Source organism: Streptomyces globisporus C-1027, from assembly GCF_000261345.2.
Lineage (GTDB): Bacteria > Actinomycetota > Actinomycetes > Streptomycetales > Streptomycetaceae > Streptomyces > Streptomyces pakalii.
Window position 1 is genome coordinate 1,036,275 of record NZ_CP013738.1, and the last position, 25,518, is coordinate 1,061,792.

At 73.0% G+C, this 25,518-nt stretch carries 21 protein-coding genes and 1 pseudogene; 11 read left to right on the forward strand and 11 right to left on the reverse strand.

Features of this window, described 5'->3' with window-relative positions; all coding sequences use genetic code 11:
* Entirely contained in the window at window positions 1-4,182 is a 4,182-nt protein-coding gene (locus tag WQO_RS04420) for a bifunctional nitrate reductase/sulfite reductase flavoprotein subunit alpha (RefSeq protein WP_010062267.1), read from the reverse strand.
* Window positions 4,183-4,610: 428 nt separating this feature from the next.
* Between WQO_RS04420 and WQO_RS04425 the strand changes: the two genes are divergently transcribed.
* Genes WQO_RS04425 through WQO_RS04440 form a run of 4 tightly spaced genes read left to right on the forward strand, consistent with a single transcriptional unit; the run spans window position 4,611 to window position 8,968 of the window.
* On the forward strand, window positions 4,611-5,351 hold the full coding sequence (locus WQO_RS04425) for a class I SAM-dependent methyltransferase (RefSeq protein WP_010062266.1): 741 nt from the start codon (window positions 4,611-4,613) through the stop codon (window positions 5,349-5,351).
* Window positions 5,348-6,502, forward strand: coding sequence for a pyridoxal-phosphate dependent enzyme (locus WQO_RS04430; protein ID WP_010062265.1), 1,155 nt, complete (start codon window positions 5,348-5,350; stop codon window positions 6,500-6,502). The genes WQO_RS04425 and WQO_RS04430 overlap by 4 nt, the downstream gene beginning before the upstream one ends.
* Window positions 6,499-7,722 carry an ATP-grasp domain-containing protein gene (locus WQO_RS04435; protein ID WP_010062264.1) on the forward strand — a complete coding sequence of 408 codons (1,224 nt, stop codon included), beginning with the start codon at window positions 6,499-6,501 and terminating at the stop codon, window positions 7,720-7,722. Before WQO_RS04430 ends, WQO_RS04435 begins: the two co-directional genes overlap by 4 nt.
* A gap of 10 nt (window positions 7,723-7,732) precedes the next feature.
* Window positions 7,733-8,968, forward strand: coding sequence for an MFS transporter (locus tag WQO_RS04440; RefSeq protein ID WP_010062262.1), 1,236 nt, complete (start codon window positions 7,733-7,735; stop codon window positions 8,966-8,968).
* A 41-nt stretch (window positions 8,969-9,009) separates the two neighbouring features.
* Here the strand turns inward: WQO_RS04440 and WQO_RS04445 are convergent, their stop codons facing one another.
* Window positions 9,010-9,627 (reverse strand): sigma-70 family RNA polymerase sigma factor, encoded by a 618-nt coding sequence (locus tag WQO_RS04445; protein WP_032748897.1) that lies wholly within the window; start codon window positions 9,625-9,627, stop codon window positions 9,010-9,012.
* 391 nt (window positions 9,628-10,018) lie between these two features.
* A complete protein-coding gene (locus tag WQO_RS04450; RefSeq protein ID WP_010062259.1) occupies window positions 10,019-10,693 on the reverse strand; it encodes a hypothetical protein in 675 nt (224 codons plus the stop codon).
* Window positions 10,694-10,919: 226 nt separating this feature from the next.
* On the opposite strand from WQO_RS04450, the gene WQO_RS04455 reads away from it, so the two are divergent.
* From WQO_RS04455 to lnt, 4 genes are all read left to right on the forward strand, one after another.
* On the forward strand, window positions 10,920-11,933 hold the full coding sequence (locus WQO_RS04455; RefSeq protein WP_010062258.1) for a ferric reductase-like transmembrane domain-containing protein: 1,014 nt from the start codon (window positions 10,920-10,922) through the stop codon (window positions 11,931-11,933).
* Window positions 11,934-12,009: 76 nt separating this feature from the next.
* The gene (locus tag WQO_RS04460; RefSeq protein WP_010062257.1) at window positions 12,010-12,879 is read left to right on the forward strand and encodes a universal stress protein; all 870 of its coding nucleotides are present in this window, start codon (window positions 12,010-12,012) and stop codon (window positions 12,877-12,879) included.
* Window positions 12,880-12,996: 117 nt separating this feature from the next.
* A complete protein-coding gene (locus WQO_RS04465) occupies window positions 12,997-13,488 on the forward strand; it encodes a nuclear transport factor 2 family protein (protein ID WP_032748871.1) in 492 nt (163 codons plus the stop codon).
* A gap of 178 nt (window positions 13,489-13,666) precedes the next feature.
* On the forward strand, window positions 13,667-15,418 hold the full coding sequence (gene lnt / locus WQO_RS04470) for an apolipoprotein N-acyltransferase (protein ID WP_010062255.1): 1,752 nt from the start codon (window positions 13,667-13,669) through the stop codon (window positions 15,416-15,418).
* Here lnt and WQO_RS04475 read toward each other — a convergent pair.
* Window positions 15,342-16,247 (reverse strand): Gfo/Idh/MocA family protein, encoded by a 906-nt coding sequence (locus tag WQO_RS04475; RefSeq protein ID WP_010062253.1) that lies wholly within the window; start codon window positions 16,245-16,247, stop codon window positions 15,342-15,344. The two genes, lnt and WQO_RS04475, sit on opposite strands and share 77 nt — an antisense overlap.
* A gap of 136 nt (window positions 16,248-16,383) precedes the next feature.
* Here WQO_RS04475 and WQO_RS34760 point away from each other — a divergent pair.
* Both WQO_RS34760 and WQO_RS04480 read left to right on the forward strand, forming a co-directional pair.
* Window positions 16,384-16,500, forward strand: a pseudogene (locus WQO_RS34760) (mycothiol transferase); the annotation flags it as partial.
* A gap of 147 nt (window positions 16,501-16,647) precedes the next feature.
* On the forward strand, window positions 16,648-17,124 hold the full coding sequence (locus WQO_RS04480; protein ID WP_029182460.1) for a hypothetical protein: 477 nt from the start codon (window positions 16,648-16,650) through the stop codon (window positions 17,122-17,124).
* Window positions 17,125-17,163: 39 nt separating this feature from the next.
* On the opposite strand, the gene WQO_RS04485 is transcribed toward WQO_RS04480, so the two are convergent.
* The 7 genes from WQO_RS04485 to WQO_RS04515 all read right to left on the reverse strand — a co-directional run bounded on the left by WQO_RS04485 (window position 17,164) and on the right by WQO_RS04515 (window position 23,255).
* A complete protein-coding gene (locus WQO_RS04485; protein ID WP_029182459.1) occupies window positions 17,164-17,637 on the reverse strand; it encodes a hypothetical protein in 474 nt (157 codons plus the stop codon).
* Window positions 17,638-17,733: 96 nt separating this feature from the next.
* Window positions 17,734-18,417: a uracil-DNA glycosylase gene (locus WQO_RS04490; protein ID WP_058954199.1), complete on the reverse strand. Its 684-nt coding sequence runs from the start codon at window positions 18,415-18,417 to the stop codon at window positions 17,734-17,736.
* A 101-nt stretch (window positions 18,418-18,518) separates the two neighbouring features.
* The gene (locus WQO_RS04495) at window positions 18,519-20,099 is read right to left on the reverse strand and encodes an ABC transporter substrate-binding protein (RefSeq protein WP_029182458.1); all 1,581 of its coding nucleotides are present in this window, start codon (window positions 20,097-20,099) and stop codon (window positions 18,519-18,521) included.
* A 118-nt stretch (window positions 20,100-20,217) separates the two neighbouring features.
* Complete coding sequence (locus WQO_RS04500) at window positions 20,218-20,973, reverse strand: SDR family oxidoreductase (protein WP_010062246.1); 756 nt, start codon at window positions 20,971-20,973, stop codon at window positions 20,218-20,220.
* Window positions 20,974-20,993: 20 nt separating this feature from the next.
* The gene (gene fabG / locus WQO_RS04505) at window positions 20,994-21,755 is read right to left on the reverse strand and encodes a 3-oxoacyl-ACP reductase FabG (RefSeq protein ID WP_006122981.1); all 762 of its coding nucleotides are present in this window, start codon (window positions 21,753-21,755) and stop codon (window positions 20,994-20,996) included.
* A 238-nt stretch (window positions 21,756-21,993) separates the two neighbouring features.
* Window positions 21,994-22,377: a DUF3037 domain-containing protein gene (locus WQO_RS04510; protein ID WP_010062244.1), complete on the reverse strand. Its 384-nt coding sequence runs from the start codon at window positions 22,375-22,377 to the stop codon at window positions 21,994-21,996.
* Complete coding sequence (locus WQO_RS04515) at window positions 22,374-23,255, reverse strand: HipA family kinase (protein ID WP_010062242.1); 882 nt, start codon at window positions 23,253-23,255, stop codon at window positions 22,374-22,376. Before WQO_RS04515 ends, WQO_RS04510 begins: the two co-directional genes overlap by 4 nt.
* A gap of 298 nt (window positions 23,256-23,553) precedes the next feature.
* On the opposite strand from WQO_RS04515, the gene WQO_RS04520 reads away from it, so the two are divergent.
* A complete protein-coding gene (locus WQO_RS04520) occupies window positions 23,554-25,494 on the forward strand; it encodes an ATP-binding cassette domain-containing protein (protein WP_010062241.1) in 1,941 nt (646 codons plus the stop codon).
* The last annotated feature ends 24 nt before the right edge of the window (window positions 25,495-25,518 follow it).

Consider the following 25,518-nt stretch of genomic DNA (forward strand, 5'->3'; position numbering starts at 1 on the left):
TCAGTACACGTCCCGTACGTATCTGCGGTCCGAGGCTAGCTGTTTGACCTGGGCGGCCGCGGTGTCGGGTTCGAGCCCCCCGTGGGCGACGGCGATGTCGCGCAGCGCCCGGTCGACGTCCTTGGCCATGCGGGAGGCGTCGCCGCAGACGTAGAGGTGGGCGCCGTCGCGGAGCCAGGACCAGAGCTGGGCTCCGTGCTCGCGCATCCGGTCCTGGACGTAGACCTTGGCCCGCTGGTCGCGGGAGAAGGCGGTGTCCAGCCGGGTGAGGGTGCCCGAGCGGCTCATCGCGTCGAGTTCCTCGCGGTAGTAGAAGTCCGTGGCGCGGTGCTGCTCGCCGAAGAACAGCCAGTTGGCCCCGGAGTGGCCGAGCGCTCGGCGTTCCTCCAGGAAGCCCAGGAACGGGGCGACCCCCGTACCGGGACCGACCATGATCATCGGGGTGGCCGGGTCGGCGGGCGGGCGGAAGCGGTCGTTGCGCTGGACGAACACCGGTACGGGGCTGTCCGGTTCCGCGTCCGCGAGGAACGTGGAGGCGACGCCCTTCCGTATCCGGCCGAGGGCGCTCTCGTAGCGGATCACGGAGACCGTGAGACGCATCCGGTGGGGGTCCTCCAGAGGGCTGGAGGCTATGGAGTACAGCCGGGGGCGCAGCGGTCCCAGCACCTCGGCCCAGGCGGCGGCCGTGGCCCGTACCGGGTGTTCGGCCAGCACGTCGACGGCCTGCCGCCCCCACGTCCACCGGTCCCGCTCGCCCTTGTTGTCGGGGCGCAGCAGCTTCTTCAGGGTCCGGTCCCCCGTGTGGTCGGCGACCAGGCGCAGCAGGTCCGGGGTGATGCGGGTGATGTCGAGGTGGCGGTGCAGGGCCGTCTCCAGCGCGACCGGGCCGTGCCCGTCGATGTCCACCTCGGCCGCCGGGTCGAGCCCGGTGACCGCGAGCCACTCGGCCACCAGGTCCGGGCAGTTGAGCGGCCGTACGCCGAGGGCGTCCCCGGCCGTGTACGTCAGGGGGGTGTCGGCGTGCCGCGTGTCGATCGTGAAGGCGCGCACCTCCTTCGTCGCACCGGGCAGGCTCAGGAGGCGGTTCCCGGTGAGGAGAGCGGTGACGGGCTCGGGCCTGGAGGGGCGGGCGGGCTGCTTCTCGGCCGGTGACGCCGGTGCCGCTGTCGGTGTGGCTTCCGGCCCCGTCGTTCCTTCCGGTGTCGTCGTCTCCAGTGCCGCCCTGACCTCCTCGAACCACTGGTCGAAGGGCTGCTCGTACTCCGGTTCGCAGTCGGTGCGCGGAACCAGCCGCTCCGCGCCCAGTTCGCCGAAGCGTTCGTCCAGGCGACGGCCGTGGCCGCAGAAGTCGTCGTACGTGGAGTCGCCGAGCGCCAGTACGGCGTAGCGGACGCCTTCCAGGCGCGGGGTCCCGGGCGTGTTCAGCGACTCCCAGAAGCCGGAGCCGTTGTCGGGGGCGTCGCCGTCGCCGAAGGTGCTGGTCACGACGAGGAGGTCGGCCGGGCTCGGCAGGGCGTCGGGCGTCCCTTCGTCCATGCCGAGGAGCGTGGTGCGGTACCCCTCGGCGGCCAGCGTCCGGGCGGCCGTCGCGGCGACCTCCTCGGCGTTGCCGGTCTGCGAGGCCCACAGCACGACGACCGGGCGGCCGCCCTGTTCCACCGGGGCGCTCTCCGGCGCTGCGGGCGCGACCCCGGGGCCCGAGGGCTCCGGGAGCCGCGAGTGGGCGCCGGCCAGCATGCCGTTGACCCACAGGGCGGTCTCCGGGGCGAACGGGGCGCCCGCCGGGAGGACCGGGGTGCCTGCCGGGCGGGCGCCGAGGCCCGCCAGGAATCCGGCGAGATAGCGGCGTTCCGCGTCGCTGAGGACGGGCGGGGCGATCTCCGCGAGCCCCAGGGCGTCCACGAGTTCAGAGGTGTGCGCGAGACCTGAGGTGCCCGCGAGGTCCGAGGTGTCCGGCAGGCCTTCTGTGATGACCGCCGGGGCCGCGACCTTCGCCAGCCGGACCGCGCACACCTTCAGCTCCGGCTGGAACGAGATCGGGTCGACCGCGTCGTTCGTCACCGCGTTCACACCGAGGTACTCGCCGAACAGGTCGTTCCAGTGGAACGGCGCGAAGCACTCCCCCGCCGCGACCCGGTCCGTGATCCGCGCCGGGAGCACCGCGCGCCCGCGCCGCGAGGCGACCTCGACGCCGTCGCCCTCGGCCAGCCCCAGGGCGGCCGCGTCGTCGGGGTGGATCTCCACGAAGGGAGCCGGGTCCAGCCGGTTCAGTTTGGTGATCTTGGCGGTCTTGGTGAGGGTGTGCCACTGGTGCTGGAGACGGCCGGTGTTGAGGACGAACGGGAAGTCCTCGTCGGGCATCTCCGCCGGCGGCAGGTGCGGGCGGGCGCGGAAGACGGCCCGGCCGTCCGGCAGGGGGAAGGCGAGCCTCGGGACCGTTCCGTCGGGTCGTACGGTCAGCTCCTGGCTGACGCCGTCGTTGAGGTAGCGCACGGAATTGCGGGCCGGGCCTTCGGCGTCCGCGCTCGGCCACTGGACGGGCGTCCCGCGCAGTCGCTCGTACGTCACGCCCCGCAGGTCGTAGCCGGTGTGCGGGTTCCAGGCCCGGGTGATCTCGGCGAAGATCTCCTCGGCGCTCGTGTAGCCGAAGGCCTCCTCGTACCCTAGGGCGCAGGCGACCTCCGCGATGATCCGCCAGTCCGGCCACGCCTCCCCGGGCGGGTCGGTGGCGCGGCGGGAGAGGGTGAGGGTGCGCTCCGAGTTGATCATCACGCCCTCGGACTCGGCCCAGAGCGCGGCGGGCAGGACGATATCGGCGTACGCGTTGGTCTCGGTGTCGGCGAACACGTCCTGGGTGACGACGAATTCGGCGGCTTCCAGGCCCTCGATGACGGTCCGGCGGTTGGCGACCGAGGCGACGGGGTTGGTGCAGATGATCCAGCAGGCCTTGATCTCCCCCTCGGCCATGCGCCGGAACATGTCGACGGTGCCGCTGCCCGAGCCGTCCGCGCGCAGGGTGCCGGGCGGGACGCCCCACAGCTCCTCGGTGAAGGCGCGGTCCTCGTCGGACAGGACCGATCGCTGGCCGGGCAGCCCGGGGCCCATATAGCCCATCTCGCGGCCGCCCATGGCGTTGGGCTGGCCGGTGAGGGAGAACGGGCCGCTGCCGGGGCGGCAGATCGCGCCGGTCGCCAGGTGCAGGTTGATCAGGGCGTTGGTGTTCCAGGTGCCGTGGGTGGACTGGTTGAGCCCCATCGTCCAGCAGCTCATCCACTCGCCCGCCTCGCCGATCCAGCGGGCGGCCTGCCGGATGTCGTCCTCCGGAATGCCGGTGATCTCGGCGACCACGGCGGGCGGGTAGTCGCGGAGGAAGGCGGGCATCTGCTCCCAGCCCTCGGTGTGCTCGGCGATGAACGCGGAGTCGGTGTGCCCGTTCTCGACGAGGAGGTGCAGCAGGCCGTTGAGGAGGGCCAGGTCGGTACCGGGCCGGATCCGCAGGTACAGGTCCGCCTTGGCGGCGGTGGCGTTGCGCCGGGGGTCGACGACGATCAGCTTCGCACCCGCCTTGACACGCTCCATCATCCGCAGGAAGAGGATCGGGTGGCAGTCGGCCATGTTGGCGCCCGTGACGAGGAAGACGTCGGCGTGGGCGAAGTCCTCGTACGAGCCGGGCGGCCCGTCCGCGCCGAGGGACAGCTTGTAGCCGCTGCCCGCACTCGCCATGCAGAGCCGGGAGTTGGACTCGATGGTGTTGGTCCGCAGGAACCCCTTGGCCAGCTTGTTGGCGAGGTACTGCGCCTCCAGCGTCATCTGGCCGGAGACGTAGAGGGCCACCGCGTCCGGGCCGTGGGTGTCCAGCACGGACCGCAGCCGGCGCGCCGTCTCCGCGATGGCGGCGTCCCGGCCGAGCGGGGCGGGCTGCTCGCTGCGGTCGGCGCGGGCCAGGGCGGTCGTCAGCCGGCCGGGGGCGGCGAGGAGGTCCGCGCCGGTCGCGCCCTTGGTGCACAGCCGGCCGGCGTTCGAGGGGTGCTCCTTGTCGCCGGACGCCTTGACGACGGTGCGGCGGCCGTCGGGTCCGGCGGCGATGTCGAGGACGATCCCGCAGCCGACACCGCAGTACGAGCAGACCGTACGCACCCGGTCGGTGGCGGGGGCGTCCGGCGGCGGGGTCGGCACGGTCATGTGCGGGGCCCTTCGGGGGCGGGCGTTCCCGGAGGGACGCGGGGCGGGCGGCGGTCGCTCCCGAATCTAGGAAAGGCCCGTTACCCAGGGATGACACCGGGCGGACAACGCCGGTTACGTCGCCTGCACACCCGCCGGGAACCTCCGGTGAGGCTGCCCGGCAGTGGGCCCCCGGCGCCGGGAACCTCCGGTGAGGCCTCCTGGCAGCGGGCCCCGGCGTCGCCCGGTGATCACGGGGAAGGGCCGGGCAGGACATCGGACGGTGATCACGCGGGAACTTCCCGGCCGGGGCGGCCGACTACTGGAGAGACACCGGGTGCGGACGACGTCCCGGTGACGGAAGCGGCGGCCGGTGCGACTGCACGGCCGCCGGGATGACCGCCGCAGTACACCCACGGGGCCCCGGGCCCGGGAGGAGACCGCGAGGCATGCACTGGTACGAGGACGACGCGCTCTGGTCGGATTTCGCCGCGACGATGTTCCCACCGGCACGGGCCGAGTCCGCCGCCGCCCTGGTCGCGTCCTCCCCGCTGCTGGACTTCCCACCGGGTACGAGAGTCCTGGACCTGTGCTGCGGCCCCGGCCTCTTCGTGGTGCCGCTGGCGGGGCGCGGATACGAGGTGACGGGCGTCGACCTGTCCCCGTCGATGCTGGAGAGCGCCCGTACCGCCTGCGACGCGGCGGGCGCAGCGGTCCGGCTGGAGCGCGCCGACATGCTCACGTACCGGGAGCCGGGCGCCTTCGACGTGATCCTGAACGTCTTCACGTCGTTCGGCTACTTCGACGCGGCCGAGGACAACCTCCAGGTGCTGCGCAACGCCCACGAGAGCCTCGCGCCGGGCGGGCAGCTGCTGGTGGACGTGATGGGCAAGGAGGTGCTGGCGGGCTGGATCGGACGGCCGAAGGCGGTCGATCTGCCCGACGGTGCCTACGTCGTCCAGCGTGACACCGTGCTCGACAGCTGGCGGCGCCTGCGCACGGACTGGACGCTGGTGCGCGGCACGACGGCCCGCACCGCCTCCATCACCTCCTGGCTCTACTCGGCGGCCGAGCTGCACGCCCTCTTCGAGAGCGCGGGCTTCACCGACGTTGAGTGCTTCGGCGGGTTCGACGCGTCCGGCTACGACCAGCGCTCGGACCGGCTCATCGTGCGCGGGCGGCGCAAGTGAGGGCGGGGGCGGACGCCCGTCCGCGCACCGCGACCACGCCTGCCGCCACCGTGCACGGCCACATCACCGACGCGGTGAAGACCCCGGACCTGATCCGGCTGACCGACGACATCGTCCTCGCCCGCTTCGAGACGATGAAGGTGTACGCCGCGCTCGGCGCGGTCCGCTCGCTGCTGCGCCGGGGCCGGGTGGTCGCCGGGCAGACCCTGGTCGACAGCTCCAGCGGCATCTACGCGCTGGCCCTCGCCATGGCCTGCCACCGCTACGGGCTGCGCTGCCACATCGTCGCCTCCACCACGGTGGACGCCACCATGCGGGCGCAGTTGGAGATCCTCGGCGCGACGGTGGACGCGATGCCGCCCTCGCAGAGCCTGCGCCTGGACCAGGAGCTGCGCGTCCGCCATGTGCGCCGGCTGCTCGCCGAGCGGCCCGACTTCCACTGGATGCGGCAGTACCACGACGGGGTCCACCACGAGGGCTACCGGGAGTTCGCGGAGCTGCTGGCCGGGGCGCTGCCGGACGGTCCGCTGACCGTGGTGGGCGCGGTGGGCACGGGTGCGTCGACCGGTGGACTGGCGCGTGCGCTGCGGGAGTCGGGGAGGTCGGTGCGGCTGGTGGGCATCCAGCCGTTCGGCAGTGTGACCTTCGGCAGCGAGCGGTTCGAGGACCCGGAGGCGATCATCGCGGGAATCGGCAGTTCGATCCCGTTCGGGAACGTCCGCCACGAGCTGTACGACACCGTCCACTGGCTGGACTTCCGCCATGCGATGGCCGGGGCGGTCGGACTGCTGCGGGAGCACGCGGTGTTCGCGGGTCTCTCCACCGGGGCGGCCCATCTCACGGCCTCCTGGGAGGCGGCCCGTGATCCCGGGCGGCTGCATCTGGTGCTGGGCGCCGACACCGGGCACCGGTACGCGGAGCGGGTGTTCGCCCGCCATGCCGAGGCGCTGGACCCGGCGGGGCTGCGACCCCGGATCATCGCGTCGCCGGACGAACTGCGGCCGCCGTGGTCGGTGCTGGAGTGGGCCGGGCGCGCCGCTCCGGAGGCCGCCAGGACCGCCGAAGGCTCCTGGACCTCCGAGGGCGGTATCCCCTCCCCGTCCCCGTCTCCCTCCCCTTCCTCCGTACCGAGCGTGGAGCTGCTGCCATGACGATCGTCGCACTGGAGTCCCTGTCCTTCGGCCTGGGGCGGATGGCGGAGGCCGCCGCGGATGCGGGGCACCGGCTGTGCCTGCTGACGGGTGACCGTGCGGTCTACCGGCACGAGTTGGCGGTGCTGCCGCCGGAGGCGCTGGACGTCGTCGATGTCGACACGTGGGACCAGGACGCCGTCCGCCGGGCGCTGGCCGCCGTGCCGGACCTGGCCGGTCTGATCAACACGACGGACACCTGGAGCCTGCCGGCCGCCGAACTGGCCCGCGAACTCGGGCTCCCGGGGCCGGATCCGGAGTCCGTGACACTGCTGCGGGACAAGCGCCGGGTCCGGGAGACGCTCCACGCGCACGGGCTGAGCCGCAGTACGGCCCTAGCTGTCCCGCCGGGTCCCGAAGGCGCCGGGGAGGTGCTGCGGGCAGTGGGGCTGCCCGCGGTCCTGAAGGACTCGGCGGGCACCTCGTCCCGCCATGTGTGGATCGTGCACGACGAGGAGGCCCTGCACCGGGCCCTGGCGGAGGCGGCCGAACAGCGCCTGACAGGAACGCTGTTCGCCGAAGGGTTCCTCGCCGGGCCCCTGTACAGCGCGGAGACCCTCAGCTGGGACGGGACCACCCGGCTGCTCGGGGTGCTGAGCCGCCAGACGTCCCGGGCGGCGGTGGTGCGGGAGGAGACGGCGGCGTTCCCGGTGGCACTGCCGGAGGCCGAACGGGCCGGGATCGAGGCGTGGGCGGGCCGGGTCCTGGCGGCGGCCAGGCATGAACGGGGCTTCGCCCATGTGGAGTTCATCCTGACGGCCGACGGGCCCGAACTGGTCGAGATCAACCGGAGGATCGGCGGCGCTCTGGTCGGCGAGGTGCTGTGCCGCACGCTGCGGACCAACGTCTACACGGCGATGACGGACGAGGCGCTGGGCCGCCGCCCGGCGCTGCTGGACGCCCCGCTCGACACCGAAGGCCCCGCTTACGGCTTCGTGTTGGTGTACCCGGAGCGGCCCGGGGTGCTGAAGGGCTGGCTCGGCATCGACGAACTCGCCGCGTTCCCGGGGTCGGTGGAGTGGTTCCCGGTACGCGAGCCGGGCGAGAGCGTCGTCCACGTCGGCGACCAGCGGGGCTGTACGGGCATGGTGCTGGCCGAGGGGCGGACGGCGGAGCTGGCCCAGCACCGGGCATGGAGCGCGGCCGTCCGGGTCCGCCCGGTCGTCGCGGACGAGCCGTGAGCCCGGGGCGGTGAGGCCGCTGCGCGCGGAGGCGCCCCCCGGGTCCCGCGTACGGCAGCCGTTCTCCGGTCCTCAACGGTTCCTGCTGGCGGGCTCGTTCCTGATCACGCTGGGCAGCTTCGCCGTGCTGCCCTACATGTCGGTGCTGCTGCACCAGCGGCTGGGTATCGGCCTCGGCACGGTCGGTCTCGTGCTGGCGGTGGCCTCGCTGATCCAGTTCGCCGGGGGTGTCGTCGCGGGTCCGGTGGTGGCGCGGATCGGGCTGCGGCGCGCGATGCTGCTGGCGCTGGCGCTGCGTACGGCGGGGTTCGCCGCGTTCGTGCCCGGGCTGACCAGTCCGGTCCTCGCGGTCGGGGCGCTGCTGCTGGTGTCGGCGGGCGCGGCTCTGTATCTCCCGGCGAACAAGGCGTACTTGGTGGAGGGGGTGCCCGAGGCGGGCCGCCCTCGGCTGCTGTCGGCGAGCAGTTCGGCGTTCAACGCGGGGATGGCGCTGGGCCCACCCGCCGCCGCGCCGCTCGTCCTGGGCTCCCCCGGGGTGCTGTTCACGTGCGTCGCCGGGCTGTTCGCGCTGATCGGGGCCGGGCACGCGCTGCTGCCGCACGGGGTGCCGGACCGGCCGCCGGGCGATGCCGAACCCACCCCAGCGGAGGCACGCGACACCGGTGAACGGGCCTCCGGACTCTCGCCGTTCCTGGTGACCGTACTCAGCGTGTACGCGTTCATGTTCTTCCAGCACTACCTGGCGTTATACGCGGTCCCTCGGACGTCGGCCGCCTTCTACGGGGCCGTTCTGACGGGGTACGCGGCCCTCCTCGTCGTCGCCCAGCCACTGCTGGCGGAACGGGTCGCCGCGCTGAGCCACCCGGCCGCGCTGCGGTGGGGGTTCGGGGCCATGGCGGCGGGGATGGCGGCGATCGGGGTCGGCGGACACGCGGGGATCGCGGTGGGCGGGGTGCTGCTGTGCCTCGGGGAGATCGTGCTCTTCCTCAAGAACGACCTGGAGGCGCTGGCCCGTTCGACCGCCGCCCCGGCGAGCGTCTTCGGGCGGCAGCGACTGGCGGCGGGCATCGGTGCGTTCGCCAGTGGGGTGGTGGGCGGTCAGCTGTACGGGGCGGCCGAGGCGGCGGGCTCGGCGCGGGCGTTCTGGGCGGTGGTCTGCCTCCAGTGCCTGCTGCTGCCGTCGGCCTTGCTGCTCCGCCGCCGTACCGCCCGGGGCCGTGCGGGGCCCCGGGCGGAGGGTGTCTGAACCTCAGTGGGGGTGTCCGGCCCTGATCCGCCGGACCCGTCCTAGCCCGCTCGGACGAGGTCGGCGGGGTCGGCCGGTTCCGCGCGCCACTGTCCGGCGAGTTCGCGGCGGGCTCGCGCCACCCGGGAGCGGACCGTACCGATCGGGCAGCCCGCGGCGGCCGCGGCCTCCTCGTAGGACGCGCCCAGCAGTTGGGTGAGGACGAAGGCCTGGCGGCGGGCCGGGTCCAGTCGGCGCAGCGCGTCCAGCACCGCGGCGGACTCCTCGAACCCGGGCAGATGGCGGGGCTGGGCGCGTTCCGCCGCGGTCTGCCAGTCCGCGGTGTCGGCGGTCCGGGGGCGGACGGCGGCCGCCCGGTGCCGGTCGATGACGACGCGCCGCGCGATCGACATCAGCCAGGTCCGGGCGCAGGACCGCCCCGCGAACCGGGCCAGTCCGCTCATCGCCCGCAGGTAGGTCTCCTGGGCCAGGTCGTCGGCGCCCGGGGCGTCGGAGCTGAGGTAGGCGACGAACCGGCGGACGTCCTCGTAGGTCGCCCGGACGAACCGGTCGGCAGCCTCCTGGTCCCCGCCGCCCGCGGCCAGCGCCCAGTCGGTGATCTGCCCGTCGTTCTGCCGGGCGGCCGGGAGACGGGGGTGGGGCGGCCGGGTGGCGGACACCTGGAGGACCGGCGGCCGGGAGACGGTGGGCCGGGCGGGCGGCACGGCGGGCGGTGATGCGACGGCGGGCGGTGATGCGACGGCCGGCCGGACGGCGGTCAGGGGCACGGCGGCGGGTTGCGCGGCGGCGGCCGACAGGGCGGGGGGCCGGACGGGCGGCGCGGCAGCCGGTGATGCGGCGGCGGCTGGTAGTGCGGGAGCAGGAAGTGTCACAGCAGTCCTTCGCGTCCTTGCGGAGCCGCGGCAGCGGTCGCCCGGCTCCGGTGACCGGTTCGGTTCCGGGCGCGCCGCTGGGGGCGGGCCCGGGGAACCGGCATGCCTGTCACGGGTGTGTGCGAGGGCGCACACCCGTACCGCCTCCGGCGCGCAGAGGCCGGAGGGCGGATGGAGGTCAGAGGAAGCGGAGGGAGAGCGGGGGCCCGCGCCGGGAGATGCCGTGCAGGGCGAGAAGGTCCTGGGGGCGGCGGCCGGCCCGGCGTCGGGTGCGGCGCCGGGCGGGCGGCACCGGGGCGGGCGGCGTCGCGGACCACAGGCGCCAGGCGGTCCGCAGCGGGGCCCGAACGAACAGCACCAGGCAGCGGCCCAGTCGGGCGAGCGCGACCTCGCCGCGCCACAGCCACCAGCCGCAGACCAGCCCGGCCAGCGCGTGGGCGACGGCCATGCCGAGGGTGAACACCGTTCCGTCGAAGGCGGCCAGAAGCCCCATCAGGTCCGACGAGCCGCCGATCGGGACCTCGTGCGCGGAGTGGCCCATCGCCCCCGCCCCATGGTGTCCACCGCCCGCGTGGTGCGCGCCGGCGCCGGACGGCAGCCAGGATCCGGCAGTGGAGAAGTAGGCGTGCAGCCCCAACTGGCCCAGTACATGGGCGGCGACGGTCGCCGGAGCGCTCCGTTCCCACGCGGCGAGCCACCATCCCGCCCCGCACACCGGCAGCAGCGCGGCGGCCTGGACGAGCAGGGGCAGGGGCGCGCCGGACATCAGCGCGTGGCCGAGCCCGGACACGGCGACGCACACGACCGCGAACAGCGCGGTGCGCCCGAGTCGGAGTGCGGTTCCGGCTCCCATGGCAGCCATGGTGCCAGCCGTACCCACCCCGGCGAGAAGAGCACCAGATGCCGAAACAACGGGAGTTCGCCTCGTTTGCCCCACCAGCACCACGTGTGATCCATGTCACATGAAGCTGCGGGGAACTTTTCCTCCCCGCCGCCCGACTGCTCCAACAACGCGTCTGCGTACGCCTCGTGGCCCGGGGCCGCCGCATCCGCCCCCATCCCCGCCCCGAAGAGGCCGCATGACGAACCCGCCCCCCGCCCCCGAACCGGCAGCGGCCACCGAGACGCCTGAAAGCACCGCATCCGGCGATCCTCAGGTCCCCGGCCCCCGGCGGCCGGGAGAGCCGAGACGGCCGACGCTCCGCTCCGACCTGCGGGCCTCGTGGCCCGACGGTCTTGTGGCGCTCGTCATCACCGCCGCGGTCTTCGTCCTGCTCTACATACGCATCCGCAACAAGACCTCCTCCACGGTCACCGTGATGCCGTTCATGGCCGACGCGGGCGGCTTCTGGATGTACTTCCTCAGCCAGGCGTTCGGCTGGTCCGCCCTGCTCTGGGCCTGGGGCACGGTCATCCTCGGGCTGATGCTCTCCGGACCGCGGCCGGGCCGCCTGCCGCTGTCGGGCCCCCGGCTGGAACGCCTGCACCGCACCACGAGCCTCAACACCATCGCCCTGATCGCGGCCCACGCCCTGCTCTTCGCGGCCGAACTGGTCCGGCACGACACGGCCGCCTGGAACTCCGCCGTCGCCACCGCCTTCGTGGAGGTCTTCGTCCCCGGCGGCTACGACTCCGGGACCGGGCGGATCGCCATCCCCGTCGGCCAGGCGGCGCTCTACCTCGCGATCCCGCTCGGCCTGCTCTTCTACGTACGCCACCGCATCGGCCCCAAGACCTGGCGGGTCCTGCACCGCTGCGTGATCGTCGTCTACGTCCTCAGCGTCTGGCACACCCTGCTGTACGGGACCAACGTCTGGTACGACGGCTGGTTCCGCACCGGTGTCTGGCTGCTCCAGCTCCCGATCGCCGCCCTGCTGCTCCTGCGGCTGCTGCGGCCCGCCCGCCGCTCCGAGAAGCTGCCGGGCAGGCCCGGGGAGACCGCCAAGGCCCGTACGGGGTGGGCACTGCGACTGGGCGGGCGGCTCGCGGTGGTGGCGATCGTGGTGGCCCTGGTCGCCGTCGTGGCCAGCGGCAGGGACGGCGGGCGCAGCGTGCCCCCGGACGACACCTCCTCCACCCACAACCACGACTGACGGGCCGCCGGACCACCGGGGGCCTCTCGGGCACCAGGGACGAGTGCTGTCGGCCCGGCGACGTACGCTCGGGGTCATGACCACCAACGATCTTCCCGTGATCGCCGCCGTCGACGGCTCCACGCACAGCCGGCAGGCGCTGGACTGGGCCACCCGCGAAGCCGCGCGGCGCGGACTGCCGCTGCTGATCGTCCACGTCCGCCCGCTCACCCGGCAGGTCGACGAGGAGACCGGACGGCGCGAGGCCGAGGCGCTCCTGGCCGAGTCCGTACGGCGGAGCGCGCTCATCGCCCCCGAGCTGCGGCCCTCCACGCTGGCCCCGCTGGACTTCCCGTCGGCGGCGCTGGTCTCGCTGGGCCGGGACGCGTCGATGGTCGTGGTCGGATCGCGCGGACTCGGCGGCTTCCGCTCGCTGATGATCGGTTCCAACAGCCTCGCCACCGCGTCGATGGCGAGCTGTCCCGTCGTCGTGGTGCAGGACGACCGCCCCGAGGGGGACGAGGACCGGGGCTCCGACGCGGACGCCTTCACCGACATCGTGGCGGGGGTCGCCGCCGACGAGAGCAGTGAGGCGGTCCTGGAGTTCGCCTTCGCCACCGCGGCCTCCCGGCCGGGCGCCCGGCTGCGGATCGTCCACGGCTGGACGATGTTCTCCTCGATGCTCGCGGGCGGCCCCGTCCTCGACCGGCAGGAGGCGGCGGGGTCCGCCGCCCGGACGCTGGCCGAGCTGACCTCGGGCTGGCACGAGAAGTACCCGCAGGTGGAGATCGTCCGGGAGCCGGTCAACGGTTCCGCCTCGCGCACCCTGGTGACCGCGTCGGCGACGGCGGCCCTGACGGTGATCGGCCGCCGCAAGGGCGGCGAGTCGCTCGGGCTCGGGCTGTCCCCGGTGGCGCAGACGGCGGTCACGCACGCGCTGGGACCGGTCGCCGTCGTCCCCTGCTGAGGCTGTTCCGTTTCTGGGGCTGTTCCGTTTCCGGGGCTGTTCCGTATCTGGGGCTGTTCCGTCTCCTGTCGGCGCAGGACTCTTGGCCTGGCGGGCGGCTTGACCGAGACTTGACCGATGACACAGCGTGTGGCGCTCGCGACCGTGCTGGACCGGCTTGCCATCGACGCGTTGATCACCGGGTATGCGGTGGCCGTCGACGACGGGGCCTGGTCGGACTACGGTGCCCTGTTCACTCCGGACGGCCGTGTGGACTACCGGGGCGCGGGTGGCGTGGAGGGCCCGGCCGAGGAGGTCGCCCGGTGGCTGGAGGAGACGATGCGTCTCTTCCCCGTACGCCAGCACCTGATCGTCAACCGCCGGGTCGATCTGGAGGACCTGGGCGGCTACACGGGCGACCGGGCCGAGGTGCGGGCCGACTACCTCAATCCGATGTGCCTGGCCCGGCAGGCGGCGAGCGGTCCGGACGCGGGCGCGCCGGGCGAGGCGGGTGCCGCCACGCCCGACTTCGTGACCGGCGGCCGCTACACCTTCACGCTGCGCCGCGCCGAGCCGGGCTGGCTGATCCGTACGGTCACCGTCCGCGAGAAGTGGCGCCGGGCCCCGTAGAGCCTGCCGTCGTCCGAGTCCCGCCTGCCGGGCCGCCGCCCGGCCCTGGAGCCTTCTGCCGTGCCCCGCTCGGCCCGCGTCCTGTGTCCGGCGGGGATCACCTCCCCCACACTGGGTATCCAGGGGTCGACGCGGCGCGGGCGATCGCCCGCCCGCGCAGGACCGAGGAGGGCACGGCATGCGAATCCGGGGCGGGCGTCTCCCGGTCGGCCGGAACGCGGCCGACCCCTCCGGAAACGGCGGCTCCGGCACGCCCGGCGGCAGCGCCTTCGGCGATGGCACGTCCGGCGGCGGCACGTCCGCAGGAGGCGCGCCCGGCGGCGGGTCCACACAAGGCGGCCGGGACTCCACCGGTGCCGGGCGGCTCGCGTCCCCCTGGACCCGGGCGGCCGTGCTTCTGCTCGCCGGGGCGCTGCCCGCGCTCACCTTCCCCGCACCCGGGCTCTGGTGGTTCGCCTACGTGGCGCTGGTCCCCTGGCTGTTGCTGATCCGCACGGCACGCACGCCGCGCCGCGCGGCGCTCGACGGGTGGATCGGCGGCATCGGGTTCGTCATCGCCGTGCACCACTGGCTGATGCCGAGCCTCCATGTCTTCATCGTGCTGCTGGCCGCCCTGCTCGGGCTGCTCTGGGCCCCCTGGGGCCTGCTGGTGTCCCGGCTGCTCGGCGGCTCCCCCTCCGCGCGGCGCGCCGTCGCCGCCGTGGTCGTCGTGCCCTCGGGGTGGCTGCTGATCGAACTGGTCCGGTCCTGGGAGGGGCTCGGCGGTCCCTGGGGGCTCCTCGGCGCGAGTCAGTGGGAGGTCTCCCCCGCCCTGCGGGTCGCCTCGGTGGGCGGGGTGTGGCTGGTGAGCCTGCTGGTACTGGCGGTGAACACCGGTGTGGCGCTGCTGATCGCCGTACCCCGCGCCCGCACGGCCGCCGGGGTCGCGCTCCTGGTGTGCGCCCTGTCCGTGACCGCGATGTGGGCCTGGGCGCCCCGGCCCGAGAGCGCGGGCACGGTCAGGATCGCCGTCGTGCAGCCGGGGGTGGTGGAGGGTCCTGGAAGCGTCGCACGCCGCCTCGACCGGGGCGAGGAACTGACCCGTCCGCTGGCGGGCCGGGGCGTGGACCTGGTGGTGTGGGGCGAGAGCAGCATCGGGGCCGGGGCGTGGGAGAACCCGGAGACCGCGCGGCGGCTGGCGGAGCTGTCCCGTCTGGTCGGCGCGGATCTGCTGGTCAATGTGGACGCCCGGCAGACGGACGGTTCGGGGCGGTCGGGGATCTTCAAGTCGGCCGTGCTCGTCGGTCCTGACGGGCCGACCGGGGACCGTTACGACAAGATGCGTCTTGTCCCGTTCGGCGAGTACGTCCCGGCCCGCTCCCTGCTGGGGTGGGCGACCTCCGTGGGCAAAGCGGCGGGCGAGGACCGGCTGCGCGGCGACCGCCAGGTGGTGATGACCCTGCCGGACGGGGCACGGGGGCTGCGGATCGGCCCGCTGGTCTGCTTCGAGACGGCGTTCCCCGACATGAGCCGCAGGCTGGTGCGCGACGGTGCGCAGGTGCTCGTGGCCCAGTCCGCCACCTCGACGTTCCAGGAGAGCTGGGCCCCTGCCCAGCACGCGTCGCTGGGGGCGCTGCGGGCCGCCGAGAACGGCCGCCCGATGGTCCACGCCACGCTCACCGGGATCAGCGCGGCGTACGGGCCCCGGGGCGAGCGGGTGGGCCGCCCGCTCGGCACGGACGCGAGCGCGGCGGAGGTCTTCGACCTGCCGCTGGCCCGCGGGGAGACGCTCTACGGCCGGTTCGGCGACTGGCCGGTGTACGGGGCGTTCGCGGCGCTCGCCGCGCTGTGCGCCGTCGAGGGGCTGCGGGCGCTCAGGCGGCCTGCTCCACGGCCTCCCGGACCACCCGCTCGCACAGCTCATGGGTCGCCAGGGCGTCCCGGGCGCTGAGCGTCTCGCCCCGGCGTACGGCGTCCAGGAAGGCGTGCACACAGGCCTCGATGCCGCGCTGCCGGGCCACGGGGACCCAGTCGCCGCGCCGCCGCACCGAGGGCTCGCCCTTGTGGTCGACGATGTCCGCGAGGTTGAGGACCTGGCGCTTGGTGTCCTGGCCGGAGACTTCGAGGATCTCCTCGGTCGATCCGTTCAGCCGGTTCATCATGCCGATCGCGGTGAATCCGTCGCCGGACAGCTGGAGCACCACGTGGTGCATCAGTCCGTCCACGATCCGGGCCCGCACGGTGGTGTGGTCGACGGTGCCCGGGGCCAGGAAACGCAGGGTGTCGACGACGTGGATGAAGTCGTCGAGGATCATCGTCCGGGGGTCCTCGGGCAGCCCGACCCGGTTCTTCTGCAGGAGGATCAGCTCGCGCGGGTGCTCCGCGCACTGCGCGTAGCCCGGGGCGAAACGGCGGTTGAAGCCCACGGCGAGGCTGACACCGCGTTCCTCGGCGAGGTTCACCAACCGCTCGGACTCGGTGTACTCGTAGGCGATCGGCTTGTCGACATAGGTGGCGACGCCGGCGTCGAGGAGGCGTTCCACGATCTGCGGGTGCACGGCGGTCGGGGCGTGCACGAACGCCGCGTCCAGCCCCGCGTCGAGAAGGGAGTCGAGGGTCTCGTGACGGCCCTCGGCCGGAACGCGGTGGGCGTCGCCGACCGCCTGGAGCGTGGCCGGTGTGCGGGTCTGCAGATGCGGTTCGACCCCCGGTACGGCGGTGAGCACCGGCAGGTACGCCTTCTGCGCGATATCGCCGAGTCCGATGCAACCGATCTTCACGAGGGTCTCCCTGTCGCCGTGCCGGGCCGCTGTGCGCGGCTGTTCGCGCCCCGGCAGCATACGTCGCCGCCGCCCGGGGCCCGGCTGCCGGTCCGTTGACAAAACCCCTGGCCAGCCTCATGATCATGGGCCACGATCGGGCAAGCCGTTCCATCTGCGGTGGATATGCACGCACATGATCGAGGAGTACGCCCGGCACAACGGCGACGCCGACCTGGTGCGCGAGCGCGTGGGCGGAGCCACCCGGGCCTGACCGTCCCGAGCCGTCGGCGAACGCCGCCGGGCTCCGGTGGCCCCGGGTCAGCGCGGTGGGGGGCGCCGTGCTGACCGGGTCACTCGTGCGGGCCATTCCCCGCCCACCGGGCCCACCGGGGCCGGGCCGCAGCGCAGAGTTGGCCGGGTGCAGAGAACCAGAATCACCGCGAGACTCCTGGTCGGGTTAGCGGTCACCGCCGTCTCCGGATGCGTCTCGGTGGCGCCCGGGACCGTTTCTTCCCCGCCGCCCGGCCCGGGCGCCACCGGGCCCGCCCAGGACGTGGCTCCGCAGATCGTGCAGCCTCCCGCCCGTGAGGGGCTGGAGGTCGTGCCGGATCCGAGCCGCCCGCCCGCTCGGCCCTCCTCCCCCGCTCCTCCGGCCACCGGCTCCCCCGCGGAGGCCCGGCCCGCCGGGCCGGTGGGGGCCGCCCGGCGGCCCGAGCGCGCGGACCCGCCGCGGCGGGCGCCCGAACGGGCCCCGAGGGTCCCGTCCGTCACGGTGCCCGCCCTCCCCCGCGTCCCCGGCGGCGGCGCGGACGTCTGTGCGCTCGGCCGGGGGTACGGCGGCTGGCCCGCGGGCAGCCCGCAGGCCCGTATCTGCTCGGAGGCGTACGGCCGCTGACGCTCCTGTCCCCCGAGGGTCCAGCGGGGTCCCCGGGGGTCACTGCTCCCGCAGGCGCAGCTCCAGGCGGTCGATGGCGGCGCGGACCCCGCCGCCGTACCCGTCGTCCGCGAGGGACTCGGCCGCGGCGCGGGCCCGCTGGAGGTGGATACGGGCGGAGTCGGGGCGCTGGAGCTTGAGGTAGTCCGCCGCGAGGTTGAGGTGCAGCGAGGGGTAGAACGCCCGGACGGCCGGAAGGTCCCGGTGCTCCGCCGACCACCCGCCGCCCGCCCCCTCGGCGGCCGTCAGGGCGCGCAGGTCCCAGGCCAGCTCGTCGCCGGGGTCGTCCTGGGTGTCGGCCATGTAGTGCGCGAGGGTGCAGCGGTGGAGGGCGTCGCCGTCCGCTCCGAGCTCCGACCAGAGCGCGCCGAAGCGGTTGCGGGCCTCCTCCCGGTCACCTCCGTGGAGCAGCATGATCGCCTGGCCGATTCTGGTCATGACGGCGTCCTCGGACGCCTCCTGCTGCTCCACCACTGCGCTCTCCTCGTCGCCCGTCCGGCCGGTCACCCGTCCGTCCGACGCTAACGCCGGCCTTCCGCATAACCGGTCAGACACGGGCGGCGGGCCCCGTCAGCCGAGGTCGGGGATCCGCCAGTCGATCGGCTGGTGCCCCTGGGCGGCCACGGCCTCGTTGATCTGCGTGAAGGGGCGGGAGCCGAAGAACTTCTTGGCGGAGAGCGGCGAGGGGTGCGCGCCCTTCACCACGATGTGGCGCTCCTCGTCGATCAGGGGCAGCTTCTTCTGCGCGTAATTGCCCCAGAGCACGAAGACCGCCGGATCGGGCCGGTCGGCGACGGCGCGGATCACGGCGTCGGTGATCTTCTCCCAGCCCTTGCCCTTGTGGGAGTTGGCCTCGCCGCCCCGGACGGTCAGCACGGCGTTGAGCAGGAGAACGCCCTGTTCGGCCCAGGGCATCAGATAGCCGTTGTCCGGGATGGGCAGGCCCAGCTCCTGGTGCATCTCCTTGTAGATGTTGCGCAGCGACGGCGGCGTCTTTACGCCGGGCCGCACGGAGAAGCAGAGCCCGTGCCCCTGGCCCTCGCCGTGATACGGGTCCTGGCCGAGGACGAGGACCTTCACCTGGTCGTAGGGCGTGGCGTCCAGGGCGGCGAAGACCTGCTCGCGGGGCGGATACACCGGGCCCTTGGCCCGCTCCTCCTCGACGAAGTCCGCCAGCTCCTTGACGTACGGCTTCTGCAGTTCTTCGCCGAGGACGCCGCGCCAGGACTCGGGCAGCAGGTCGATATCGGTCACGTCCACAACCTCCGGTGAGCAACAGGTTCTTGATCCCAGAACCTACCGTTCACCACTGACAACGGGCCCCCGAGGAGGCCCGTCGTCCCTGCCACCAGGTACTACCAGCTGGCCTTGCGGTACAGCTCCCACATCTGCATGACGGTCTGCGGGTCCAGTGCCCGCTCGCCGCCGCCGATGTCCTCGCCCGCGGCGACGTACAGCTTGCCCTGCCACAGCGGCAGCAGGCGGACGTCGTCGACGAGGATCTCCTGGGCCCGCTCGAACTGCTTGCTGACCGCGCCCCGGTCGCTCTCCTGCCGCGAGGCGGGGATCAGCTGCTGGGTGATCTCCTTGTTGATGTACGGGCTGCCGGTGACGGGCTCCTGGCCCACGAACGGGGCGACGAAGTTGTCGGGGTCCGGGAAGTCGGGGAACCAGCCGCGGCCGAAGACCGGGTACTCGCCCTTGTTGAAGCCTTCCTGGAACTTCCGCCAGGGCTCGCCCCGCAGCGTGATCTTGAACAGTCCGGACTCCTCCAGCTGCCGCTTGAGCTCCTCGAACTCGGGCTCCGTGGCGGAGCCGTAGCGGTCGGTGGTGTACCAGAAGGTCATCTTCACGGGCTCGGTGACACCGGCCTCGGAGAGGATGTTCTTCGCCTTCTTCACATCCGGGTCGCCGTAGGTGTCGAAGAAGCTCGTGGTGTGTCCGGCGATGCCCTTGGGGATCATGGAGTAGAGGGGCTCGGCGGTGCCCCGGTAGACCTTGTCGACCAGCGCGTCGCGGTCGACGACATGGGCGATGGCCTTGCGGACGGCGGGGTTCGCTGCGGCCGGGTCCTTCGGGTTGAAGACCAGGAAGCGGATGTCCGCGCCCGTGCTCTCGACGATCTGGAGGCCGGCGTTGTCGTCCTTGTTGTCCTCCAGGCTGACGACCTCCTCGGCGGTCAGACCCCGGTAGGTGGCGTCGATCTCGTCGGCCTTGAGCGCGCTCACCATGTCCGCGGACTTCTCGAAGTAGCGGATGGTGACCGCGTCGTTCTTCCGGTTGGCGAAGCCCTTGTAGTCCGGGTTCTTCTTCAGCTCGGCGGTCTTCTGGCCCTCGTAGGACTCCAGGAGATACGGGCCGGAGCCGGTGACCTTGCCGTCGTCGCGGATCTTGTCCTTGCGGTAGTCGCCGGGGGCGACGAGCGACATGGCGGGCGTGGCCAGGATGAACGGGAACGTGGCGTCGGACTTGTTCAGGTGAAAGACGACCGTGTCGTCGCCCTTGGTCTCGATCCGGTCCAGCGAGCCGAGCATCCCGGCCGGGCCGCCCTTGAAGTGGATGTCCACGATGCGGTCGATGGAGTACTTCACGGCCTCGGCGTCGAGCTTCTCGCCGTTGGAGAACTTGAGGTTCTTCTTGAGCGTGCACCGGTACGCCATGCTCGTGGCGTCGGTGAACTTGCATTCTTCCGCCGCGTCCGGCTCCGGGCTCGTACTGCCGGTGGGGAAGCTCACCAGGGTCTGGTAAACGTTCCGCATCAATTCCCAGGAACCGTCCCAGGCCGCCGCCGGATCGAGCGTGGACGGGGAACTGGTCGTCCCGACGGTTATCTTCTGGTTCGTTTCCGATCCGCTGTCGGAAAGGAGACCGCAGCCGGCCAGCAGAGAAAGGGAAGCTAGGGCTGCAGCAGCCTGCAGACTGGCCCGGTAGAACACGCGCACGCTCCTCGATCAGCCATGGGTCGGCAGACCATACCGCAGCGCCCCACCAGGTCAATCCGCAGACCCGGCGGGGCACTTGACTCAATCAGGGCCAAATCGGTCCAGGCCGCTCTCAGCCCACGCCCGCGTTGAGGAGGATTCCTCCGTCGACCACGAGGGTCTGACCGGTGATCCAGTCGGACTGCGCGGAGGTCAGGAAGGCCGCCGCACCTCCGATGTCCTCGGGCACACCGAGCCGGCCCAGCGGATAGGCGGCGGCCGCCTCCGCTTCGCGGCCCTCGTAGAGCGCCTCGGCGAACTTCGTCTTGACCACGGCCGGGGCGATCGCGTTGACCCGGACGACCGGGGCGAACTCGTGCGCCAGCTGGGCGGTCAGGTTGATCATGGCCGCCTTCGACATCCCGTACGCGCCGATGAACGGCGAGGGGGCGACGCCGGCGACGGAGGCGATGTTCACGATCGCCCCGCCGTTCTCCTTCTGCCAGGCCTTCCAGGTCTGCTGGGCGAAGCCGAGCGCCGAGATCACATTGGTCTCGTAGACCTTGCGGGCCACGTTGAGGTCGAGCTCGGCCATGGGGCCGAAGACCGGGTTGGTCCCGGCGTTGTTGACCAGGAAGTCGACCCGGCCGAACGCCTCCATCGTGCGCTCGACCGCCGCGGCCTGGTGCGCCTCGTCGTGCGCCTTGCCGGGGATGGCGATGACCCGGTCGGCGCCGAGCCGCTCCACGGCCTCCTTGAGGGCGTCCTCGCCCCGCCCGGTGATGGCGACCCGGTCGCCGCGGGCGACGAGCGCCTCGGCGATCCCGTAGCCGATGCCCCGGCTGGCTCCCGTGACGAGGGCGACCTTTCCGCTGTCCTGCACCGTCATGATGTCCGCTGCCCTTCGGATCAGTTGAGGGGTCCGCCGGCCACGTACATGACCTGGCCGGAGACGAAGCCCGCGTCGTCGCCCGCGAAGAAGGCGATGGCGTTCGCGACGTCCTCGGGACGGCCGACGCGCTGGACCGGGATCTGGGTGGCGGCCGCCGCCTGGAACTCCTCGAAGCCCATGCCGACGCGCTCGGCGGTCTGCGCGGTCATCTCGGTGACGATGAAGCCGGGCGCGACGGCGTTGGCGGTGACGCCGAACTTGCCGAGCTCCTTGGCGAGCGTCTTGGTGAGGCCCTGGAGCCCCGCCTTGACCGCGGAGTAGTTGGCCTGGCCCCGGTTGCCGAGGGCCGAGGAGGAGGAGAGCGAGACGATCCGGCCGAACTTGGCCTCGACCATGTGCGCCTGGACGGCCTTGGCCATCAGGAACGCGCCCTTGAGGTGCACGTTCATCACGATGTCCCAGTCGGACTCGCTCATCTTGAACAGCAGGTTGTCGCGGAGCACGCCCGCGTTGTTCACGAGGATCGTCGGCGCGCCCAGCTCGGCGGCGACCCGCGCGACGGCGGCTTCCACCTGACCGGCGTCCGACACGTCGCAGCCGACGGCCAGCGCGGTGCCCCCGGCGGCGGTGATCTTCTCGACCGTGTCCTTGCAGGCCGCCTCGTCGAGATCGAGTACGGCGACGGCGCGGCCCTCGGCCGCGAGGCGTACGGCGGTGGCGGCGCCGATGCCCCGCGCCGCTCCCGTCACGATGGCGACGCGCTGCTCGGTGGTGGACATGCTTGGTTCTCCTCGCCCTTGGATAGCGGCTCAGCGGACATCGGGGCGCTTCCCCGCCAGCCCTGACACTCCCTGGCGGAGAGACCTCCGATTGCTGAGCAACCGCTTAGTACCTTCAGCAGACGAGACGCTAGAAGCCCTGGCACCCGGTGTCAACGGCGCACGCCCCGGCGGGCCCTACGTCACACCGGGCGGGAGCGTTCGCCGCTGTGCCGTCGTGGTCCCACCGGGGCGCGGATCAGCGCACGAGGAGGTCGAGGAGCCGTTCCACCTCACCGGCCGGGTCGGTGGTCAGCCCGCTGTGCACCGCCCCGGGCTGGACGACCGTGGAGCGCGGGGCGATCAGCCAGCGGAACCGCCGGCCGGCGTCGTCGCCCGCCGCCTGACCGGCCTCCGCACCGCCGCCGCAGACCCCTTCGACGGCGCGCAGGGCGGCCCGCACCCCGACGACGTCGGCGTCCGGGTCGAGCGCCTTCAGCTTCGCCTCGTCGAGGTAGGTCCGGGCGGCCACGAACGAGTGGGCCCGGCAGTAGACGAGCACCCCGGCGTTGAAGCACTCCCCCCGCTCGACCCGGGGCACGACGCGCAGGAGCGCGTACTCGAAGACATCCCGCCGCGTCATCGGCCGCCCTCCTCGCCGGTACGGGCGGCCGCTGCGGCGCGGTCGTCGCCCGCGGCCTGCTTCCGCCGTGGTGGCAGCCGGTCGGTGAGCCAGCCCGGGGCCTGGGAGGGCCGGGTCACCGTGGGCGCGTCCAGCGTGATCCGCTCGTGAATGGTCGCGGCCCGCGCGAGCAGCGGGGCGACATAGGCCCGGCGCACCTCGTCGGCGGAGTCGAACCCGGGCTCGTCGGCCAGCCAGACGTCCGGTACGTCGGCGGCCACCTCGGTGAGCAGCTCCTCGGTGACCAGCGGGGCGAGCTCGGCGGCAGCCGCCGCGATGTCCGGCCCGAAGAGGGCCAGGACGTGGTCGGAGGCGTTGTACGGCTTGGCGGCGGAGGCCTGGGCACCCGGCCAGTTGTGGTGCCAGATCATGGTCGCGCCGTGGTCGATGAGCCAGAGGTCGCCGTGCCAGACGAGCAGGTTGGGGTTGCGCCAGGAACGGTCCACGTTGTTGATCAGCGCGTCGAACCAGACGATCCGCCCGGCCTCGGCCGCCCCGACCTCGTAGGCGAGCGGGTCGAACCCGAACGAGCCCGGCAGGTAGTCCATCCCGAGGTTCAGCCCACCACTAGCCCGGAGCAGCTCCTGCACCTCCTCGTCGGGCTCGGCGAGTCCGATGACGGGGTCGAGCTCGATGGTCACCAGCTCGGGCACCCGCAGTCCCAGCCGCCGGCCGAGCTCCCCGCAGATGATCTCGGCGACGAGCGTCTTGCGGCCCTGTCCGGCCCCGGTGAACTTCATGACGTACGTACCGAGATCGTCGGCCTCGACGATGCCGGGGAGCGAGCCGCCCTCACGCAGGGGCGTGACGTAGCGGGTCGCAATGACCTCTTCTAGCATTTCTTCGGGCCACCCATCCCTTGTGAAGTGAGCATCTTAAACCGGGGGTGATCACCGGGCGGGCCGGCCTCGGCACCGGCTCCCCCGGCGAACGGTTCGGTTCGTGCCGCGGTGGTGTCGGCGTTTCGGCCACTTCCTGCCCGGGCGCGCTCCGGGCCCCACCAGGGGTCCCGCGCCCGCGGGTTCCTGACGCCGGGGATCACGGGCCTCACAGCACGACCGGATGACGTGTGTTCGATATTGCGGTCGCCTCGTTGTACCTCGTGACTCTGCCGCAGCGACCGTCCGAGGGGGAACGATGACGTCGGCCATCACACAGGAGCAACCGCCGCAACGACCGCGAGGGGGCTCGCCGGACGGCCCGCCGGAGGAGGCCGGTGTTCGAGAGGAGGAGTATCTCTACCGGGACGAGTCCCGGCTCGGGGCCGGATCCCAGCTGACCTCACGGACCATGGCACGGCGCCTGCCCGCCCTCGTCCGGCGCTCGGTGCGGATGGCCTGGCACGTGGACCGCGGCGCGACCGTCGGCCTGCTGGTGTGCCAGATCGGGACCGGCGTCCTCGCCGCTCTCGGCCTGCTGGCCGTCACGGGCACGATCACCGCGCTGGTCTCCTCGGGCGACATCACCGAGCGCCTGTGGGACGCGGCCCCGCAGCTCGCCGTCATCGCCGCGGCCGCCGGTCTGCGCGCGCTGCTGGGCATCACCGTCGTCTGGCTCACCGGCCGGCTGCGCCCGGTGCTCGGCCGGGCCGCGGAGCTGACGATGATCGAGGCGGCACTCGGCGCGGAGCTGGCCGCCAACAACAAGCCCGGTTACAACGACGCCTACGACATCGCCGACCGTGGCGCGCAGGTCACCCCCGACCTCGTCGAGGAGGCGCAGGACGTCCTCGCGGCCACCGCCACCCTCGCCGCCGGGGCGACCGTGCTGACCGTCCTGCACCCGCTGCTCCTTCCCCTCCTCCTTCTCGCGACCCTGCCGCAGGCCGCCGCCTACGTCCGCTCGGCCCGCGTGATCTACCTCGCCGGCCTGGAGACCTCCGGGCGGCGCCGGATGCTGAGCAAACTGCGCTGGCACATGGCCTACATGGAGTCCAGCGAGGAGATGCGGGCCTGTCTGGCCGGTCCCTTCCTCACCGGCCGCTACCGAAAGCTGGCGGCCACCGTCAACGCGGCCGAACGCAGCGCCGCGAACACCGGTGCCTGGATGGGACTGGCCGGGGCCGCTGCCGGCGGAGTCGCCTCGATCGCGGTGTGGGCGGCGCTGCTGTGGCTCCTGGCCTCGGGGCGGATGGACCTGGCGGCGGGCGGCGGCGCCGTCTTCGCTCTCCAGACCGCCACGGGCTCGGTGCGGGGCATCATCAGCGGCGGGGCCCGCCTGGTGCGCACCGGCTGGTACGTGCAGGACTGGCAGAACTTCCTCGACAACGCCCACGGCCAGGCCATGACCGACTCCCGTGGCACCGCCTCTCCGGCCGCCGCCCCGCGGCGCTTCGAGGTCCGCGACGTCACCTACCGCTACGACGGCGCCCCCAAGGACAGCCTGCGCAACGTCTCGCTGCGGGTGAAGCGCGGCGAGATCGTGGCGCTGGTCGGGGAGAACGGCTCCGGCAAGTCCACGCTCTCCCGCCTGCTGTGCGGGCTGCTGCTGCCCACCGAGGGGGACGTGGCCTGGGACCACGCCTCCACTGTGGACCTCGATCCGTGGGCGGCTTGGGAGCATGTCGCCCTGGTGCCGCAGAAGTTCACGTATCTGCCGCTGACGATGCGCGACAACATCACCTTCGGCCAGGGCGACACCGGCGACGCGGCCGTGCTCGCCGCGTGCGAGTCGTCCGGTGCTTCCGAGATCCTGCCGGAGCTCCGCTCCGGCCTGAACACCCTCCTCACCAGCGAATGGTTCGGCGGGCAGCAGCTCTCCGGCGGACAGTGGCAGCGCCTGGTCCTCACCCGCGCCTTCCACCGGCAGGCCGCACTGCTGGTGATGGACGAACCCACGGCCGCGCTGGACGCCCGCGCGGAGCACCGGATCTTCACCGGCCTGCGCGACCTGGCCAAGGACCGCGCCGTCCTGCTGATCACCCACCGCCTCACCAACGTGGCGGTCGCCGACCGGATCGTCGTCCTGGACGAGGGCCGGATCGTTCAGGAGGGCACCTACGCCCAGCTCACCCGGGAGCCGGGGCTCTTCCGGTCCCTGTGGGAACTGCAGCGCCGTATGAGCGACGGCACCACCTGACGGCCCCGGCCCGCCTCACCGGGG

What these genes read in the sequence shown, in the direction of transcription:
- WQO_RS04420 (WP_010062267.1), bottom strand. Translation starts at nt 4,182, where the DNA reads ATGACCGTGCCGACCCCGCCGCCGGACGCCCCCGCCACCGACCGGGTG.
- WQO_RS04425 (WP_010062266.1), top strand. Translation starts at nt 4,611, where the DNA reads ATGCACTGGTACGAGGACGACGCGCTCTGGTCGGATTTCGCCGCGACG.
- WQO_RS04435 (WP_010062264.1), top strand. Translation starts at nt 6,499, where the DNA reads ATGACGATCGTCGCACTGGAGTCCCTGTCCTTCGGCCTGGGGCGGATG.
- WQO_RS04450 (WP_010062259.1), bottom strand. Translation starts at nt 10,693, where the DNA reads ATGGGAGCCGGAACCGCACTCCGACTCGGGCGCACCGCGCTGTTCGCG.
- WQO_RS04455 (WP_010062258.1), top strand. Translation starts at nt 10,920, where the DNA reads ATGACGAACCCGCCCCCCGCCCCCGAACCGGCAGCGGCCACCGAGACG.
- WQO_RS04460 (WP_010062257.1), top strand. Translation starts at nt 12,010, where the DNA reads ATGACCACCAACGATCTTCCCGTGATCGCCGCCGTCGACGGCTCCACG.
- WQO_RS04465 (WP_032748871.1), top strand. Translation starts at nt 12,997, where the DNA reads ATGACACAGCGTGTGGCGCTCGCGACCGTGCTGGACCGGCTTGCCATC.
- lnt (WP_010062255.1), top strand. Translation starts at nt 13,667, where the DNA reads ATGCGAATCCGGGGCGGGCGTCTCCCGGTCGGCCGGAACGCGGCCGAC.
- WQO_RS04500 (WP_010062246.1), bottom strand. Translation starts at nt 20,973, where the DNA reads ATGACGGTGCAGGACAGCGGAAAGGTCGCCCTCGTCACGGGAGCCAGC.
- fabG (WP_006122981.1), bottom strand. Translation starts at nt 21,755, where the DNA reads ATGTCCACCACCGAGCAGCGCGTCGCCATCGTGACGGGAGCGGCGCGG.
- WQO_RS04510 (WP_010062244.1), bottom strand. Translation starts at nt 22,377, where the DNA reads ATGACGCGGCGGGATGTCTTCGAGTACGCGCTCCTGCGCGTCGTGCCC.
- WQO_RS04515 (WP_010062242.1), bottom strand. Translation starts at nt 23,255, where the DNA reads ATGCTAGAAGAGGTCATTGCGACCCGCTACGTCACGCCCCTGCGTGAG.
- WQO_RS04520 (WP_010062241.1), top strand. Translation starts at nt 23,554, where the DNA reads ATGACGTCGGCCATCACACAGGAGCAACCGCCGCAACGACCGCGAGGG.